The organism is Rhodocyclaceae bacterium, assembly GCA_020248265.1.
In the GTDB taxonomy this organism is placed as follows: domain Bacteria; phylum Pseudomonadota; class Gammaproteobacteria; order Burkholderiales; family CAIKXV01; genus CAIKXV01.
The window spans coordinates 1-13,672 of the sequence record JADCHX010000013.1 but is presented as its reverse complement, the minus strand read 5'-3'; the positions used below and the strand labels follow the sequence as shown (position 1 = coordinate 13,672).

20 protein-coding genes are annotated in these 13,672 nt (G+C 63.1%); 7 read left to right on the top strand and 13 right to left on the bottom strand.

The features are described from left to right. Window positions 1-32: 32 nt before the first annotated feature. From ING98_14265 to ING98_14240, 6 genes are read left to right on the top strand one after another with little or no spacing between them, the layout of a single operon-like run. A complete protein-coding gene (locus ING98_14265) occupies window positions 33-467 on the top strand; it encodes a VOC family protein (GenBank protein ID MCA3103026.1) in 435 nt (144 codons plus the stop codon). Beyond that, window positions 464-880 carry a nuclear transport factor 2 family protein gene (locus ING98_14260; protein ID MCA3103025.1) on the top strand — a complete coding sequence of 139 codons (417 nt, stop codon included), beginning with the start codon at window positions 464-466 and terminating at the stop codon, window positions 878-880. Before ING98_14265 ends, ING98_14260 begins: the two co-directional genes overlap by 4 nt. After that, on the top strand, window positions 877-2,328 hold the full coding sequence (locus ING98_14255; protein MCA3103024.1) for an amidase: 1,452 nt from the start codon (window positions 877-879) through the stop codon (window positions 2,326-2,328). Before ING98_14260 ends, ING98_14255 begins: the two co-directional genes overlap by 4 nt. After that, window positions 2,325-2,576, top strand: a complete 252-nt coding sequence (locus tag ING98_14250) for a hypothetical protein (protein ID MCA3103023.1) — start codon at window positions 2,325-2,327, stop codon at window positions 2,574-2,576. Before ING98_14255 ends, ING98_14250 begins: the two co-directional genes overlap by 4 nt. A gap of 19 nt (window positions 2,577-2,595) precedes the next feature. Further along, window positions 2,596-3,009 carry a cupin domain-containing protein gene (locus tag ING98_14245; GenBank protein ID MCA3103022.1) on the top strand — a complete coding sequence of 138 codons (414 nt, stop codon included), beginning with the start codon at window positions 2,596-2,598 and terminating at the stop codon, window positions 3,007-3,009. 2 nt (window positions 3,010-3,011) lie between these two features. Further along, complete coding sequence (locus tag ING98_14240; GenBank protein MCA3103021.1) at window positions 3,012-4,037, top strand: tripartite tricarboxylate transporter substrate binding protein; 1,026 nt, start codon at window positions 3,012-3,014, stop codon at window positions 4,035-4,037. A 60-nt stretch (window positions 4,038-4,097) separates the two neighbouring features. Here ING98_14240 and ING98_14235 read toward each other — a convergent pair whose 3' ends face one another. From ING98_14235 to ING98_14225, 3 genes are read right to left on the bottom strand one after another with little or no spacing between them, the layout of a single operon-like run. After that, window positions 4,098-4,631 (bottom strand): DUF2314 domain-containing protein, encoded by a 534-nt coding sequence (locus ING98_14235; GenBank protein ID MCA3103020.1) that lies wholly within the window; start codon window positions 4,629-4,631, stop codon window positions 4,098-4,100. Between the two features lie 42 nt (window positions 4,632-4,673). Further along, the gene (locus tag ING98_14230) at window positions 4,674-5,018 is read right to left on the bottom strand and encodes a hypothetical protein (GenBank protein MCA3103019.1); all 345 of its coding nucleotides are present in this window, start codon (window positions 5,016-5,018) and stop codon (window positions 4,674-4,676) included. A gap of 53 nt (window positions 5,019-5,071) precedes the next feature. Next, entirely contained in the window at window positions 5,072-6,079 is a 1,008-nt protein-coding gene (locus ING98_14225; protein ID MCA3103018.1) for an asparaginase, read from the bottom strand. A gap of 294 nt (window positions 6,080-6,373) precedes the next feature. On the opposite strand from ING98_14225, the gene ING98_14220 reads away from it, so the two are divergent. Continuing rightward, on the top strand, window positions 6,374-7,366 hold the full coding sequence (locus tag ING98_14220; GenBank protein ID MCA3103017.1) for a tripartite tricarboxylate transporter substrate binding protein: 993 nt from the start codon (window positions 6,374-6,376) through the stop codon (window positions 7,364-7,366). Window positions 7,367-7,450: 84 nt separating this feature from the next. On the opposite strand, the gene ING98_14215 is transcribed toward ING98_14220, so the two are convergent. The 10 genes from ING98_14215 to ING98_14170 all read right to left on the bottom strand — a co-directional run bounded on the left by ING98_14215 (window position 7,451) and on the right by ING98_14170 (window position 12,981). Then, window positions 7,451-8,173, bottom strand: a complete 723-nt coding sequence (locus tag ING98_14215) for a sulfite exporter TauE/SafE family protein (protein ID MCA3103016.1) — start codon at window positions 8,171-8,173, stop codon at window positions 7,451-7,453. A gap of 763 nt (window positions 8,174-8,936) precedes the next feature. Beyond that, a complete protein-coding gene (locus ING98_14210) occupies window positions 8,937-9,422 on the bottom strand; it encodes a hypothetical protein (protein MCA3103015.1) in 486 nt (161 codons plus the stop codon). Between the two features lie 292 nt (window positions 9,423-9,714). Beyond that, complete coding sequence (locus tag ING98_14205) at window positions 9,715-10,431, bottom strand: DUF2784 domain-containing protein (GenBank protein ID MCA3103014.1); 717 nt, start codon at window positions 10,429-10,431, stop codon at window positions 9,715-9,717. 73 nt (window positions 10,432-10,504) lie between these two features. Beyond that, window positions 10,505-10,939, bottom strand: coding sequence for a hypothetical protein (locus ING98_14200; protein ID MCA3103013.1), 435 nt, complete (start codon window positions 10,937-10,939; stop codon window positions 10,505-10,507). Window positions 10,940-10,948: 9 nt separating this feature from the next. Next, window positions 10,949-11,149 (bottom strand): BrnA antitoxin family protein, encoded by a 201-nt coding sequence (locus ING98_14195; GenBank protein ID MCA3103012.1) that lies wholly within the window; start codon window positions 11,147-11,149, stop codon window positions 10,949-10,951. 22 nt (window positions 11,150-11,171) lie between these two features. Beyond that, window positions 11,172-11,540 (bottom strand): DUF4279 domain-containing protein, encoded by a 369-nt coding sequence (locus ING98_14190; protein MCA3103011.1) that lies wholly within the window; start codon window positions 11,538-11,540, stop codon window positions 11,172-11,174. Window positions 11,541-11,788: 248 nt separating this feature from the next. Then, complete coding sequence (locus tag ING98_14185; protein MCA3103010.1) at window positions 11,789-12,076, bottom strand: BrnA antitoxin family protein; 288 nt, start codon at window positions 12,074-12,076, stop codon at window positions 11,789-11,791. After that, on the bottom strand, window positions 12,051-12,329 hold the full coding sequence (locus tag ING98_14180; protein ID MCA3103009.1) for a BrnT family toxin: 279 nt from the start codon (window positions 12,327-12,329) through the stop codon (window positions 12,051-12,053). Before ING98_14180 ends, ING98_14185 begins: the two co-directional genes overlap by 26 nt. 129 nt (window positions 12,330-12,458) lie before the next feature. Next, window positions 12,459-12,779 (bottom strand): DUF5615 family PIN-like protein, encoded by a 321-nt coding sequence (locus tag ING98_14175; GenBank protein ID MCA3103008.1) that lies wholly within the window; start codon window positions 12,777-12,779, stop codon window positions 12,459-12,461. Next, complete coding sequence (locus ING98_14170; protein MCA3103007.1) at window positions 12,763-12,981, bottom strand: DUF433 domain-containing protein; 219 nt, start codon at window positions 12,979-12,981, stop codon at window positions 12,763-12,765. Before ING98_14170 ends, ING98_14175 begins: the two co-directional genes overlap by 17 nt. Window positions 12,982-13,672: the final 691 nt, after the last annotated feature.

Sequence of the window (13,672 nt, the reverse complement as noted above, 5' to 3'; positions counted from 1 at the left end):
ATAGAGACGTAAACACCTAGGAGGAGGAACCCATGGCCAGCATCGTGCATCTCGCAGTCAAGGTAACCGACGTGGAACGCGCAGCGACCTTCTACGAAACGGTATTCGGCTTCAGGCGCTCCGAGACCACGCGCAAGCGCGGCCATGTGTCCTGCCACATGACCGACGGTCGCTTCGACCTCGCGCTGATCCAGTACGACACGGCCGATACCACCGAGTCGAACTGGGCCGGCGAGGGCCCGTGCATCCACCACTTCGGCATCGCGGTCGAGGACACCGAGGCGGTGCACCGCCGGCTCGTCGACGGCGGCTTCACCATCCTCAGTTCGCCCGGCGTGATGCCGATCAAGTTCCGCGGCCCGGACGGCGTGGTGATGGAAGTCGGACCGTCGTCGATCTTCCCCGGCGTGGACGAAGGCGCCGCCGCGGAACGCAAGGCCACCCTGGAACAAGCGGAGAAAGCATGAAGAAGTTCAGCGTCAGCCCCGAGGCCTATGTCGAGATCCTCAACCTGTATTCCGCCTACAACCTGTCGAGCGACTCGGGCGATGCCGAGTGGTACGCGAGTTGCTTCACGGAAAACGGCGAGCAGCACGGCACCTACGACATCGTCGGCCGCGCCAACCTCGTCGAGTACAAGAAGAAGGACTATGCAACCCGCACCCACCTGTACCGTCGCCACTGGAACGGCAGCATCCACCTCGAGCAGATCGACGAAGACACGATCCGCGGCCGCTGCTACCTGTTCGGCTACAACGGTGAGCCGGGGACGCTGCCGCACGTGACGCACGCCGGCGTGTACACCGACACCATCAAGCGCGTGGACGGCGAATGGAAGTTCGCGCATCGCAAGCTGGTGTTCGACGGGGTGAAGAAGTGACATCGGAAGTACCTGTCGCAGCGGTGGCTCCGGCCACGCATCCGCTCGACTACGCGACGGTGACCGGCCTGCTGGCGATGTACCGGCGGCGCGAGGTGTCGCCGGTCGAGGTCGTACGGCACCAGTTCGAGCGCGTCGCCCGCCATGAGTCGAGCCTGCATTGCTTCGTCACGCAGACGCCAGAGGTGGCGCTCGAGCGGGCACGTGCCGCCGAGGCGATGTGGATGCGCAGCGACGCCCATTCGATCGCTCCGATGCTGTGCGGCATTCCGTACGGCCTGAAGGACGTGATCTCCACGGCCGGCATCCTGACCACTGGCCAGTCGAAGATCCTGCAGCACAACGTACCCTCGAACGACGCTGCGGTCGAGGCGCGGATGAAGGACAGCGGTGGCGTACTGATGGGCAAGCTCACCACCTACGAGTTCGCGCATGGCGGGCCGTCCTGGGACCTGCCCTGGCCGCCGGCGATGAACCCGTGGAAGCCCGGCTACCTGCCGGGCAGCACCAGCAGTGGCGCCGGTGCTGCGATCGCCGCCGGGTTGCTGCCGGCCGCGATCGGCACCGATACCGGCGGATCCATCCGCATGCCGGCGGCGGTGTGCGGCATCGTCGGCGTCAAGCCGACCTACGGGCTGGTCAGCCGGCAGGGCGTGCTGCCGAACACCTTCACCTTCGACACCTGCGGCCCGATGGCCCGCACCGTCGAGGATGCCGCACTGATGCTCGGCGCCATCGCCGGCTACGACGACGAGGATGTCGCCAGCGCGGACCATCCGGTGCGCGACTGCATGGCTCACCTCAACCTCGGCGTGCGCGGCGTGCGCATCGGCTGGGTGCGCCACTGGTACGACGGCGATGCCAACTGCCATCCGGACGTCGCGCCGGCAGTCGAGCAGGCGATGAAGGTGCTGGCCGATGCCGGTGCGATCGTCGAGGAGATCCGGCTGTCCGACCTGCTCGTTTACCAGGACTGCAAGACCACGATTTCGATCACCGAGATGTTCAGTGCCTACGAGCATGAGTTCCGGACGCGGCCGCAGGACTTCGGCCTGATGTTCCGCAACAAGGTGCTGTCCGGTTCGCTGATCCGGGCGGAAGACTACTTCCAGGCACTGCGCCAGCGGCTGTGGCTGGCGCGCGAACTGTCGCGCGCGTTCCGGGAGTACGACGTGATCGCGACCGCGGGCTGGATGACGCCGGCAGACAAGGCGCGGCCGGACAAGCTCGACAAGTTCCTGCGTCCGCCGAACATCACCACGCCGTTCAACATCGGCGGCGGCCCGGCGATGAACATCCCGTGCGGATTCAGTACGGACGGCCTGCCGCTCAGCCTGCAGATCGCCGCCGACCATTTCGACGAGCCGATGATGTTCCGCGTCGGCCATGCCTACCAGCAGCTGACCGACTGGCACCTGCGTCGCCCGACCGAAGGAATGCAACAGTGACCCGATCGTTCGTGTTGCCTGAACCCGGCGCGAAGACGCTGGAACCGTTGCCGCCGTCCTCGCGCGAGGACATCGAGCGGATGGCGAAGCAGGCGGGCCTCGACCTGCCACCGCAGCTGATGGAAGAACTGTGCGTGTCCTATCCGGCGTTCGAGGCGATGGTGCGCCGGCTGCCCAGGATGCGCGCCCGCTTCGACGAGCCGGCGCATCATCTGGCCGACGTAGAGCGCATCCGGGCACTCGACTGACTTCAGGGAGAACGAAGCGATGGACTATTACGACTGGGTTGCCGGCCAACTGGGCAAGGCGCCTTCGGTAATCGACTGGAAGGACATTCCCGCCGAGGACGTGTCGGACCCGAATCTCACCACCCATTCCGGCACCGTGCGCCAGACCTGGGTCGGCGACAAGGTGATGATGACCCGCGTGGTGGTCAAGCCCAACTCGAAGGGCAAGCCGCACTTCCATCCGTCGGAGCAGGTGTCGATGATCCTGCGTGGTGGCGTGAAGGTGTACATGCATGGCCGCGAGCAGATCGCGATGGCCGGGTCGATCGTCCATATCCCGGGCAACGCGGTGCACATGTTCGAGATCCTCGGCGAAGAGACCGAGATCCTCGATGTCTACACCGTGCAGGCCTCGGTCGAAGAGCTGCGCAAACAGTATCCCCAGGAGACCTGAGCATGAAGCCGAAGCATCCGACGCGTACCTTCCGTGCCGCCGCCGGCACGCTGGCTGCCGCTGCGACCGTCGCCACCACGCTGGCCGCCGTGCCATCGCCGGCACAGGCGCAGTCGCCCGCCGCAGCCGAGTTCCCCCAGCGCACGATGCGCCTGATCCTGTCGGTGCCGCCGGGTGGTGCCGCCGACTTCACCGGCCGCGTGGTCGCCGCGAAGATGGGCGAGCTGGCCGGCCAGAGCGTGGTGGTCGAGAGCAGACCCGGCGCCGGCGGCATCGTCGCCTCCGAGTTCGTGACCAAGGCCACGCCCGACGGCCATACGCTGATGCTCAGCTCGAGCACCACGCACGGTGCGGCACCGGTGCTGTACAAGAAGCTGCCCTACGACGCGATCAAGAGCTTCACCCACATCTCGGGCGTGTCGCTGCTGCCGGCGATGATGGCGATCAACGCCGACGTGCCGGCGAAGACGGTGAAGGAGTTCGTCGCGGTCACCCGTGCCGCGCCAGGCAAGTACATGTTCAGCTCGTCGGGCAACGGCAGCGCACCGCAGCTGTTCGGCGAAGCGTTCAAGATCCGCACCGGCGCGAACCTCACCCATGTGCCGTACAAGGGCAGCGGCCCGGCGGTCGTCGACCTTGCGACCGGCCAGGTGCACATGATGATGGACGGCCTGCCTTCGCTGATCAACCAGATCAAGACCGGCCGGCTGCGTGCGCTGGCAGCCCTGGCCGACAAGCGCTTCTCGGTGTTCCCGGACGTGCCGACCATCGCGGAAGCCGGCTTCCCGGGCCTGGAGGACGGGGTCTGGTACGGCGTGTCGGCACCGGCCGGCGTACCCGCGCCGATCGTCGACGTGCTGGCGAAGCTCACCGCACGCACCATCACCAGCCCTGATGTGGTGGAACGCTTCCAGACCGTCGGCGGCATTCCGCTCGTGATCGGGCCGAAGGAATACGTGGCATTCATCCAGGGCTACAACAAGCGCTGGGGCGAGATCGTGCGCGCCGCCAGCGTCGTGCCCGACTGAGGCCTGCGTGGCGCGCGGGCGCCTGCGTTACGCTCGTGCAGGCACCGCGCTGCTGCCGGCTCAGGGCCGGCAGGTGAGCCCGAGCTGCTTGCGCAATGCAGCCGCTTCTTTCGCCGGCTCGCGCGTCATCAGTGCACAGGCCGTGAAGTTGCCGTGCATCCGCCGCAGCGGCCGGTCGACATACAGCCAGTCGACGATGTCGGACCGGGTGAACCCGTGGGTATCCCCCGCCTTCACCGCCTTCACGGTGCGCGGTTCGTTGTCGATGCGGCCGCTGAGCCGGTCACCGTCGATCGACAGGTTGCCGATCCACAGGTATTCGATGTCGGTTCCCGACCGGATGCCGACCTTCACCGCATAGCCTCCGGTACCCGTGGGCGGGGCCTTCAGCTTCACCAGGAAACCGTCGAGCGACGCGCGGGCGGCCTCGAACGCCTTGCGCATCGCCGGGTCTTCGTCCGGCATCGATGCCGGCTCATCCTTGCGTGCGCGGTCGACCAGGCTGGCCGCGTGCGACGGGACCGGCCACGCCGACAGCAGCGTGGCGTGCATGCCGCAAAGGGCGTAGAGCAGGAGGAGGCAGGTGCGGGTCACCGGTCGATCGTACGGGGTTTCACGCCTGGCCGGCGTGTCGGGTCAGAGGAACCCGCTGGCGATGGCCAGCGCGACGGCCGCCACCCACAGCGCGAACGCAACCAGCAGCAGCCGTCGCAACTGCGTTGCAGCCTGCAGCAGTGGCTCGCCAAGCGCCTGGAACGAGGCTGGTCGCGTCAGCAGCCAGATGCCGAACCTCGACGGCGTGAGCCAGCCGAGGGTGACGAAGTAGAGCGCGCCCGGGCGCCCGAGCTCCGCATGCAAGGAGGGCAGGTCACGCTTCACGCTGCGCAGGAAGCGCATCGACACCGCAGTCGCGGTGCCCAGCACCAGCAGCAGGACGATGCCCAGCGCCCATGCGTACGGAACCAGCGAAGCGCGCGTCACGACAACGGTCCGGCGATGCAGTACGTGCAGTACGTCATCCTGGGCCCTGAGGCTCAGTACTGCGCGAAGATCCGGCGGATCTCCGCGAGGTCGTGTGTTCGCGCGAGTGCGCACATCAGCAGGATGCGCGCCTTCTGCGGATTGAGGTTATCCGCGGGCACGATGCCCAGCTCGTCGTGTTCACCGTGCGCAAGCACACGGCCGTTGCCGAGCCGGTTCGAGCGCACGAAGACGATGCCGTCGCCCCGCGCCTCCGACTGCGCCACGATCTCCTTCTCGACATCCGACAGCATGCCTGCGCCCGTGCCGGTGAAGACGAAGCCCCGGGTACCGGCCGCCCGCAGCGCATCGATCACCACGCGCGCATCCGATTCGACATAGCCGTAGACGATCTCGACCTTCGGCAACGCGCCGACCGGAACGGTCGCGAACTCCGAGTCGACCGTGTGCCGCTTCTCGGGGCGCCGGTAGTAGGCCACCCGGTCAGCGTCCGCATAGCCGATGAAGCCAAGATCCCCCGACCTGAAGGTCTCGACCCGATAGGTGTTGGTCTTGGTGACGTCGCGCGCGGCGTTGATCTCGTCGTTGAGCATGACCAGCACGCCGCGGTCGCGCGAGTCCGGGCAGGCCGCCACGCGCACTGCGTTGACCAGGTTCAGCGGACCATCCGGGCTCAAGGCCGTCGCCGGCCGCTGCGAGCCGACCAGCACGACCGGCCGATCGTGGCGCACGGTGAGGTTGAGGAAGTAGGCGGTCTCTTCCAGCGTGTTGGTACCGTGAGTGACGACGATGCCCGCGAGCTCGGGATCGCCCGAGAACAGCGCATCGATGCGCGCAGCCAGCGCCCGCCAGACCTCGAACACCATGTTCGAGCTCGCGATGTTGCAGACCTGCTCGACCTGCACCTCGGCGACCCGGGCGAGTTCGGGCACCGCATCGACGAGCTCGGCGCCGGTCGCGGAGCCCGCCTTGTACTCATGCGACAGGCTGGAGCCGGCGCGCCCGGCGATGGTGCCGCCGGTGGCGAGGATGGCGACCTTGGGAAGGGATGTCTGCGTCATGGATGTCGATCGAGGAAGGGAAGCGCGCTGCACCGTTGCGCGGGCATGGCCGCTCCGAAGGCGCAGGGGCGATGGTACCCGCGCGGCGCATGCGCGACCTGGCGCTGCTCGCGCTCCGCTGCCAGACTGGCCGCCCACGCGTGGCATTTACAGGCGCCGCAGTACGTGATGCGGATGTCCATGTACGCTCTCCCGATCGAGAGCAGCTGGATTGTCCGGTTCGCCCGCGCGCGGCATCTTGTGCGAGCGAACCGGACAGGCGAGCCGCTTTCCCACCCGAGGAGGACAGAAGCGATGAATCGCTCGCCATCGAACACCCTTTGCAGCAGTGCCGTGCTGATCGCCATGGCCGCGTCGGCCCTGCCCGCCACCGTACACGCCCAGGCCTTCCCGAGCCAGTCGATCCGCATGGTGGTGGCCTTTCCGGCCGGCGGCGGCACCGACCTTACCGCGCGACTGGTCGCCGAACACATGCGCCAGACGCTCGGCGTGCCGATCGTGGTCGAGAACCGCGCTGGCGCCAGCGGCATGATCGGCACCCAGTTCGTCGCCAAGTCGAAGCCCGACGGCTATACCATCCTCGCCAACTCCGGCGAGGTGGCGGTGAACCCGCACCTGTACAAGCCGATGGCCTACGACTGGGACACCGACCTCATCCCGCTGACGATGATGGTGCGGGTGCCCAACGTGCTGGCGGTGAACCCGGACGTGCCGGCGCGTACCGTCGCCGAGTTGATCGCCTGGGCGAAGCAGCAGTCGGGCAAGCTCACGTTCTCGTCGAGCGGCATCGGCAATCCGCAACAGCTCACCGGCGAGCTGTTCAACCGGATGGCTGGCGTGAAGATCATCCACGTGCCGTACAAGGGCGCTGCACCGCAGATCGCCGATGTCGTCGGCAAGCACATCACGATGACCTTCGTGTCGATCGGAGCGGCCCTTCCGTTCATCGAGAGCGGCCGGCTGCGCGCGATCGGCGTGACCTCGTCCACGCGGGTCTCGGCGCTGCCCAACGTGCCGCCGATCTCCGACACCCCGGGCCTCGCCGGCTTCGAGGTGATCAACTTCTTCGGCCTGATGCTGCCGGCTGGCACACCGCCAGCGATCGTGAAGACCCTGAACGGCGCGGCAGTCGCAGCGCTGAAGGTGCCGGAGATCGTCGCCAAGCTGCGCGAGAACGGCTTCGAGCCGTCGCCGACCACGCCGGATCAGTTCCGCGAGTTCATCCGGGCCGAGTCGACGAAGTTCGGGAAGATCGTGGTCGAAGCGGGGGTCAAGGCCGAGCAGTGATGCGTAGGCGCGGTCAGACGCCCAGCGCGCCGGCTCCTCGATGCGCTTCGCCTGGGTCGCTGCGAAGGGGGTGGACGCTGGCCGTCATCGGAACGCCACCCAGAACATCGATAGGCCAGACACGATCATCAACGCATCGATCAGATGCCTGAACTCGTGCGGCGTCATCCGCTGCAGGATACGCCGCGAGACGAACGCGCCAGCCATCATCGAACCGCCGACGGCCAGCCCCTTCAGGATCGTATCTGCGCCCAGCGCATCCGCCATGCCGAAGGCCAGCACCTTCGTGAAGTAGACGATGCACGATGCCGCCGCCTCGGTGGCGATGAACGCGCCCTTCTCCAGCCCGGCGCCGATGAAGATCGGCACCTGTATCGGCCCGGTCGACACGACAATGCCGGTCAGGAAGCCCACCGGCGCACCGAGCAGCGCGAGGTCCCGGTGCGACAGGTGAAGCCGCCGCCGGTGGAACCAGCGCCGCGCCGGCACCATCGCGATGAAGAAAGCACCGAGCGCGACCTCGATCGCCCGCGGCGGCACCGCGAGCAGCGTCTTCACGCCCAGGATCGCGCACGGCACGGCGGTCGCGCTGTAGGCCCCGCAGGCGCGCCAGTCGACCACGCGCCACCACGCGAGCACCTTGCCGATGTTTCCCAGCACCGCGGCGATCGCCATGACCGGCACCGCCTGCTGCGGACCGAAACAGACCACCAGGATCGGCATCAGGATCAGCGACGCGCCGGTGCCGACGATACCGCTGATCGTGCCTGCCACCAGGCCGACGGCAAGGACGAGGATCAGTTCCAAGCGGGGTGGATCAAGGTCGGAGGCTCTGAAGGACGTCGGGTCAGCGTGGGAGACATTGCCAAGAGCCTGCCCAACCCATACTCAACTTTCGCCGCCAGACTCGTGGTCTGACTTCACGTGCCACCACCTTGGGCGACGAGAAGTGTATGAATGATGCCTTGGTGCAAATTCCTTCAGGTTCGGCTTGTCAAGGGCACCTGTGGCAATTGCGACGGTTTGCTCGTCGTCGATCGCGCCGATGGTGCTGCCGCAAGCGCTGCAGAACGGCTCGGCAGGAGTACGAAGAAGAGCGCCAAGCCGAAGGCTTGCCGCCGGGACCGATCCACTCAACGCTCTGCGCGGGGAACTCCACCCACGTGAGTGTGAGAGAGCCCGAATGCTTGCGGCAACTCTCGCACGAACACGTATGGGGCCTCCCCGGCTCGCCGGTTACCCGAAATCGGATGTGGCCGCAGATGCAGCCGCCTTCGTAGTGCTTGGGTTTCATTGAAACGACAGAGAAGAAACGTTGGTGATTGCGACGCCCTACGAATCTGCGAAAGAACCGCGGCTGCCATACTTGATCTCGTCGGCTAGAAAACCCCGCAGGAAAATGACGCACTACCGCGCTATATCGTGTGCCTTTGCTGAGTTGGAGAGCACCAGTAACCTGGGCATGCAAGTCGTCGCCGCTCCGCAACCCGCCTGAAAAGACCCCAGATCATCAGTCGCTTGACCGATGTTTCTAAAGAGATAGACAAAGGCGTCACTGTTCCGAAGGGGCCTATGGCTTCTTCGGGCGCCAGTCGGGCGGATACATTGCCAGCAGCTCAGCTCGCTCGGATTCAAGCAACGGGAAGAGTCGTGGCTCGTTGGACTGATAGATGTTTGGCCGACAACTGGCGGGTCGCCCACACATGAGAGCGGTGAAGTCGCTGTTGTGTCCCAGGCCAATTGCGTGCCCTAGCTCGTGTGCAATCAGGTTCACAGCAACATTCGGAAGGCTGAGAGGTGGCGCGGTCGCACTTCTGATGCCCAGTGTTCGGCGGCGTTGCGAATCGAACGGCCCAGCAAATGAAACGAAGCTGGAGTCACCCAGCACGATGCGTAGATCTCCAGGTAGGTCCTTGAGCGCGGAGGGCAGGTTGAACGGTGAAGCTCTCCCCTCCAAAACCTGCTTGCTGCGCTCCTGCAAAGCGGCCTCTGGTGGCGAGCCGATAACGCGTTCAGGCGGGTTCAGGCGAAAGCCGGAACCGATGTCCTCGAACACCCTGTTCCAGTATGCGATTGCAGCATCGACTTGATCGAGTCGAGGATCGCTCGCACTAGAGGCAATCACGACAACTCTTGGCGCAACCGTCCACGCTGAGTTGGATTGGGCTGCGGCCAACTGAGAGACAAACATCGCAAGCAGTAGGGCCGTGTGTCGTGCAAGATTCATGAGCAATTCTCTGGTCGCTAGTGTGGCAAGAAAGTCGGATGTCACAGAGAAGAAACGTTGGTGACTGCGAAGCCTTTCGAATCCGTGAATAACCCGCGGCGGTCATACTCGATCTCGTCAGCTAGAAAAGCTCACGCAGGAAATTGACGCACTGCTGCGCTACATCGTGTGCCTTTGCTGAGTCGGAGAGCGAGTCATCGTCGTTTCTGAAGTGAATATGTGATCCGTAGTTACCTAGATTGACAGTCAATTCGTCCCCGTCATCCAGTATGGCTACCTCGTCAATCTCGAGATGGTTGGGCGTGAACACTGCGAGCGTACGAGCGTTTGGGTGAAGTCGCATCGGCACGTGCGTGAAGGATTGTTCGAGCATTGGAATCAAGGCATTGCTGAGTGCTGAGGACGGCGCCCTGTCGGCGGTGCTCGCTTGGCGATGTTGTGACCTCATGCGCGGCGGATAGCGCCACCAGGCTACAACGACCAACAAGCCAAAGACCATGTAGCTCAGAGTGAAGACCCAGAACGGCGCCTCGTAGAAGAGAACTCGCTGAACCCAGTTTTCAATGAAACTCGTTGTGTAGGCCGACGCTCCTGCTCTTTCGCGCAACCACGACTCCAGAACGGTGAGTGGACACAGCTTGCCGAGTAAGGACTGAACAACGACGACACCGATGGCGGCAAGGTGCGCAAGCCGAAACCAAAGGCTGTTTACCCAGCGCCATGCTCGCAGATTCCCGACGACGACAGCGGCCAAGCCCCCGACAACGAACAACACGACGGCGAAATGCAGAAGCAGCACTGCATCCGCAAGGAGTTGGTAGGACAGCGGCTTGTCCATATGCAGCGCTTAACGTCTGAGGTGAGCCGCAGCGGGACGCCGCAGGGCGGAAGCGGTCGGCTCGAACGAACAGTTAGGCATTGCTGATTACCCGCTGCTCAATGCGCGATGGGATTGGAAGGGAAAGCCTAGTCGTGGTTCCGATCGTGTTCCATCCTCCGTTGGCGGGCGCTTGAAGTTCCGCCTTGATGCATCGCTTGCCCCGGTAATGCTCGAGAACGCGAAGGCGGCCGGAGATGAAGCCAGTCACAGCTTCAACATAGTATTCGACGTTCGCTGAATCAGTGCAAGGAAACCACGCCAGCCAGAACGACCCCACATTGAAATGAAGCTCGTCGATGTTCTGAAGGTTCAAGTGCACGTGATGCTTCATTCCCGGCTGAACCGGGATGTCGAGACTTACATCAACTTGGGTTGCTGTGTCTTCCACCACTTCGAGGCTCGGAAACGCCTCGCGAACACGCTCGAATGCGCCCTTTGCAATCTCTAAAGTGTCCACAGCGTTCATCGTACTGCCTCACGCAGAGTTGAGCGGTGGAACGCCAGGTCGCACGTTCACCGCTTTTGCTGGCTTGTGGGTCTTCAGCCAGCCCTGAAGCGCAGCGTCGACTCTGGTTTGCCAACCATCACCGGTAGCGCGGAAGCGCTGCACGACATCAATGTACGAAATGAACGGCCTGCCATAGCGCGTCCGGTTGAACGAGCGGCTAGGCCTCATTCGCGGCGGTGAGGGGTATGACCTAGACCGTCGTAAAGTTAAACGAAAGAGCGAGATTAAGCTCGCGAACGATATGGAGAGACCCGGGATCCACCGAGAGGACCGGATAGGGACTCTCAGAGAGACAGCCAAGGCAGATGTCAGCCCAGGCCGCGCATTGCAAAAGTTCTTGAAACTGCTGGTGGTGCGGCTTGATCTGATTCCACAGCCACTGGAGATGTTCGTCGTGGCTCGCGCGCTCACCCAAAGGGGATTCAAGAAGCCAAAGATCTTCTTTTCGGACCGAGCCGCGCCGACCAAAAGGATCGCCCTTGCGATGCGCGTGAGATGCGCTCAGTCCAGTCAGTTCGAAAACTGTCTCTTGAACGTCGCCAAGACCCCCAAGACGCAAGCAGGCATCGTAGCGAAAAGGCCATGTACTTCGTACGAGCGTGGGCGCCTCTCGTGTCCGGGTGCGACGATTTCGGAGCCGCGGTAGCCGGCGGCGAACTTGAGTGGGGACTCTCATGCGGTGTGAGGCCTAACGTGCGAGTTGAGAGGCCGGAGCCAGCGGCGCCCCGCGAGACGAAAAATAGCGGGGGTCGGCTCGCCGGGCGACGCTGGCGCAGGTCCTCTCGAACGCCAGGTCAGGCCGCACGTTCACCGCCCCACTTTTGCTGGCTTGTGGGTCTTCAGCCAGTCCTGAAGCGCAGCGTCGACTCTGGTTTGCCAACCATCACCGGTAGCGCGGAAGCGCTGCACGACATCGGGCGATAACCGGATTGTGATGCGTTCCTTGACAGGTGCTTTCTGCGCACCGCGCACCCCTACCTTCAGCCGCAATGAGGCAGGCAGAGCCTCAGCCGCCGGACGGAACGACTGGAGATCAGCGGCCTTGATCTCTCGGACTTCGCCACCTGCATCAACGAGAGGCTTGGACCTTGGCATAGCGAGCAACCTCACGAGGGTTTGCTTTCCGGAAGCTGATGACGCGGATTCCGTCGATCGCTTCAGTAAAGCAAAGAACATGCAATCGCTCGGCAAGATAGCCAAGCGCAACGTAGCGCGTTTCTCCGTATTCCCGCCGATCATCGACCAGAACAAGGGCCGAATCGAAGCTGAAGTCTCTCGCAAACTCGAACGAAAGCCCGCGCTCTCGTATGTTCCGCTCGTTCTTTTCGGGATCGAAGTGGACACGCATGCCATAGATTGTACATACAATCTGATCGCTGCTGTGTCCTATCCCGTCTACCCAGCGCGCTCGAGGATTGTGCGGCTTAACGATGGAGTTGAGCATACGCCACCAGCGGCGCCCCGTTCCAACGTCGGGTTAGGCATCAATCCGGCGCAGAGTGCATGGTGGGATCTGGCTAAGTTCCCGCAAGATACTTGGCACCAGCGGCGACAGGTGCTCAATGCGATTGCTGACTGCTTCTGCGACCAGCACAGCGATAGGCAGGGTCTGTAGGTTCTGCTGGTACTCGAGGTTCTGGTCCATGGTCACGAAGACATCGAACGTGTCTGCAGCCAAGGCAAGGAGCTTCCCATTCTTAATTCCTGCCCAACCGCAGCGCTGAACCGTCGTCACCTCGTGCCCAAGAATCAGGGCGCCGAGCCGGCGCGGAATGTCCTCGTCAAGCAGGATGCGCATCGGGCATCAATCCGACGCGGGCTTGCTCCAAAACCGCGATCGCCAGTTCCCTGCTAACCGAGGGAAAGTCGTCTAGGAAGACCTCAAGGGAATCGCCCGCTTCCAGATGATCAAACAGGGTCTTGACGGGAACTCTCGTGCCCCGAAAGACTGGCGTCCCACTGTGGATCTCTCGATCGACAACGATCAAGTCGGTTCTCATCTCGGGCCTCCTTCACATCGAATGCGGAAGTGTAGCGCTCCGACAGATAATTGATGCTTAACGGATAAGCTCAGCGGTTGACGCGGCCTTATGCGTCAATCCGCTGCAACACCGGGTTAGAAGGGGCTTACCTATAATGAAACGAATGACTGGCACGACAAGCACGGATGAAAAAGAAACTTTACACATAGCAAAAGTGACGAAGTTAAAACTACACAATAAACACGAACAGAAAGAACGCAAACTCCGATAGTCGATACTAGACCAAAAGATAGACAACTATAGGTGCACCGACTAGAAAAAACCAGCCCACGGCCGACACAAGAAAAGCAGGAGTATTGTGATTAATGTGGTGCAAGTTCCACATTCCTGTGTAATCACCAATCTTCTCTGGAAACCATATTAGTGTAAGACTGAATAAGAGTCCCAGAGTACCTATTGCCACGTCTTTCGTTATGCCATTAGCTGTGATTATCGTCAAAGCAAGGTAGCAGCAGGCGATGAAAGTGGCAATAATTTTTGAGGGTGTGAATTCCACTGGCCACCAAAAATGTCTAACGTGCAGGTGAGAGGCGGCCGGAGCGCGAAGCGCGAAGGGAACCTGAAAGCGCAGCTTGCAGGCCGTCCTTTTCGACCGCCAGGTTAGCCGTCATTTTGCTGGATACGACCGAGCCAATACTCGGGAAGCTGA

Excerpts from the sequence above, each read along its gene's own strand:
- ING98_14265 (MCA3103026.1), top strand. The coding sequence starts at position 33 with ATGGCCAGCATCGTGCATCTCGCAGTCAAGGTAACCGACGTGGAACGC.
- ING98_14260 (MCA3103025.1), top strand. The coding sequence starts at position 464 with ATGAAGAAGTTCAGCGTCAGCCCCGAGGCCTATGTCGAGATCCTCAAC.
- ING98_14245 (MCA3103022.1), top strand. The coding sequence starts at position 2,596 with ATGGACTATTACGACTGGGTTGCCGGCCAACTGGGCAAGGCGCCTTCG.
- ING98_14240 (MCA3103021.1), top strand. The coding sequence starts at position 3,012 with ATGAAGCCGAAGCATCCGACGCGTACCTTCCGTGCCGCCGCCGGCACG.
- ING98_14225 (MCA3103018.1), bottom strand. The coding sequence starts at position 6,079 with ATGACGCAGACATCCCTTCCCAAGGTCGCCATCCTCGCCACCGGCGGC.
- ING98_14220 (MCA3103017.1), top strand. The coding sequence starts at position 6,374 with ATGAATCGCTCGCCATCGAACACCCTTTGCAGCAGTGCCGTGCTGATC.
- ING98_14205 (MCA3103014.1), bottom strand. The coding sequence starts at position 10,431 with ATGGACAAGCCGCTGTCCTACCAACTCCTTGCGGATGCAGTGCTGCTT.
- ING98_14200 (MCA3103013.1), bottom strand. The coding sequence starts at position 10,939 with ATGAACGCTGTGGACACTTTAGAGATTGCAAAGGGCGCATTCGAGCGT.
- ING98_14195 (MCA3103012.1), bottom strand. The coding sequence starts at position 11,149 with ATGAGGCCTAGCCGCTCGTTCAACCGGACGCGCTATGGCAGGCCGTTC.
- ING98_14185 (MCA3103010.1), bottom strand. The coding sequence starts at position 12,076 with ATGCCAAGGTCCAAGCCTCTCGTTGATGCAGGTGGCGAAGTCCGAGAG.
- ING98_14180 (MCA3103009.1), bottom strand. The coding sequence starts at position 12,329 with ATGCGTGTCCACTTCGATCCCGAAAAGAACGAGCGGAACATACGAGAG.
- ING98_14175 (MCA3103008.1), bottom strand. The coding sequence starts at position 12,779 with ATGCGCATCCTGCTTGACGAGGACATTCCGCGCCGGCTCGGCGCCCTG.
- ING98_14170 (MCA3103007.1), bottom strand. The coding sequence starts at position 12,981 with ATGAGAACCGACTTGATCGTTGTCGATCGAGAGATCCACAGTGGGACG.